Annotated in this window: 3 protein-coding genes and 1 pseudogene; 2 read left to right on the top strand and 2 right to left on the bottom strand. The window is 67.5% G+C overall.

All coding sequences use genetic code 11. The features are described from left to right. Nucleotides 1-91: pseudogene (locus ACZ6S8_RS39540) on the bottom strand (helix-turn-helix domain-containing protein); the annotation flags it as partial. Between the two features lie 106 nt (nt 92-197). Next, a complete protein-coding gene (locus tag ACZ6S8_RS39535; protein ID WP_469463248.1) occupies nt 198-989 on the bottom strand; it encodes a metalloregulator ArsR/SmtB family transcription factor in 792 nt (263 codons plus the stop codon). A gap of 123 nt (nt 990-1,112) precedes the next feature. Between ACZ6S8_RS39535 and ACZ6S8_RS39530 the strand changes: the two genes are divergently transcribed. Then, a complete protein-coding gene (locus ACZ6S8_RS39530; RefSeq protein WP_469463247.1) occupies nt 1,113-1,535 on the top strand; it encodes an SRPBCC family protein in 423 nt (140 codons plus the stop codon). A gap of 13 nt (nt 1,536-1,548) precedes the next feature. Continuing rightward, nucleotides 1,549-1,698: a hypothetical protein gene (locus ACZ6S8_RS39525; protein ID WP_469463244.1), complete on the top strand. Its 150-nt coding sequence runs from the start codon at nt 1,549-1,551 to the stop codon at nt 1,696-1,698. The last annotated feature ends 72 nt before the right edge of the window (nt 1,699-1,770 follow it).

Raw genomic sequence — 1,770 nt, 5'->3', positions numbered from 1 at the left:
CCGCCGCGAACCGCTCGCCGGCCTGAAGCCGGATCCCCTCACGAAACGCCCGACGCTCAGCGGTCAGGCCCCCACCCTCCGGATAACGCATACCAACGGAATATCGCAAGGATCATGAACCGTCACTCCCCGACGGCAACCCGCAAAGCTCAGTACGCATGCGGCGGCAGATCAGGGGTCCGTCGCTCTCGGGCCTGTCACATCCAGTGGTCAGGGCCCGGGTCCCGGCCCTCGGCTCGTGCAGCCAGACGCTGCATGTAGTGGTTCCAGCCTTCCTCGTGGGCGGCGCACGCCTCGGGGGAGGGCAGGCGGCTGTGGACCAGGCGCAGCAGGGTGCCGTCCGGGGTGGGTTCCAGGGTGATCTCCACGGTGGTCGAGCCGGGCGGTACGGGCATGGCGCCCTCGGCCCACCCCCAGGTGAAGACCAGCCGCTTGGGTGGATCCACCTCGACGAACCGGCCTTCGGCCACGCTCTGGCCGGTGACGTTGGTCCGGTACGCACCGCCGGGCGCGAACACGAACTCGCCCTCCCTGCCCATCCAGGACAGCCACTTGTCCCGGTCGGTGAAGAAGGAGAACACGGTCTCGGGCCGGGCGGCGATGTGCCGCTCGACCGTGACCACGCCGTCGCTGACTCCGCTGCTCACGCTCACGCGTCCGTTCCTTCCGCCCGCTCGGCGGCCTCGGCCAGTTCGGCGAGGGTGTCGAGCTTGGTGGCCCACGAGGGTGTCGAGCTTGGTGGCCCACATGGACTGCAGGTAGTCGGCCATGGGGCCCATGGCCTCGCGGTCCGCTCGGTAGAACCGCTTCTTGCCGTCCTTGCGCAGCGTAACCAGGCCGGAGTCCCTGAGCACCTTGAGGTGCTGGGAGACCGCACCGAAGGTGACCTCGAACCGCTCGGCGATCTCGCCCGCCGACAGCTCCGAGTCCCAGACCAGCCGCAGAATCTCGCGCCGCCTGGGCTCGGCGACTGCCCGTACCGCATCCATACAGGTCATTTTAGCGTCCACTGCAATTTGCCAAGTCGCATAGAGTCATTTTAGTGTGGACTAAAGCGAGGGGGCTGGTGGTTCCACCCGCTCCTCCCGCCCCCAGATACACGAGGAGCGGCAATGTCCGAGATCACCTTCCGGACCGACATCGGCGTCGACCGTGCCAAGGTCTACGAGGCGCTGAACACCCATGACGGCCTGACTGGCTGGTGGACCACCGGCGTGAACCGCGACGGAGAGGTCCTCTTCTTCGACTTCCCACAGATCCCCGAGCCCTTCCGGCTCCGCCGCGACAGCGCGGACAAGGAAGAGATCGTGTGGACGTCGATCGGCGCATTCCCGCCGCACTGGTCCGGCACCGTCATCACGTGGCAGCTGACCGACACCCCCGACGGGACCGGCACCCGGGTGGAGTTCCGGCACACCGGCTTCGCCGACGACGACCCGGATCTGCCGCACACCGCCGACACCTGGCAGCAGTTGATGGGCCGGCTCAGGCAGTACGTGGAGTCGGGCACGCCGCAGCCCTTCTTCACCCTCTGAGCAGGGGTGGGAAATGCCGATCGACGTGACGGCCGAGCGGATCATCCCCCTGCCGTGCGCGCAGGTGGCGGCGTACGCCATGGACTGGCGCCACGATGCCGAGTGGACCCAGGGCATCCGTGAGGCGGCGCTGACGAGGGAGGGCCTTGACCCCGGATTTTGAACACGTCTATGCGGCTCGGGCCAGGGTAGTTGATGTTGTTTGGAAGGCGTTCTCGAAGGCGATCGGAGATCG

It is taken from the genome of Streptomyces sp. NPDC048461, assembly GCF_055587105.1.
The sequence above is the reverse complement of the archived record's forward strand: the minus strand, read 5'-3'. Positions and strand labels throughout refer to the sequence as shown.

Coding starts and splice junctions, on each gene's coding strand:
- ACZ6S8_RS39535 (WP_469463248.1), bottom strand. CDS start 989: ATGGATGCGGTACGGGCAGTCGCCGAGCCCAGGCGGCGCGAGATTCTG.
- ACZ6S8_RS39525 (WP_469463244.1), top strand. CDS start 1,549: ATGCCGATCGACGTGACGGCCGAGCGGATCATCCCCCTGCCGTGCGCG.
- ACZ6S8_RS39530 (WP_469463247.1), top strand. CDS start 1,113: ATGTCCGAGATCACCTTCCGGACCGACATCGGCGTCGACCGTGCCAAG.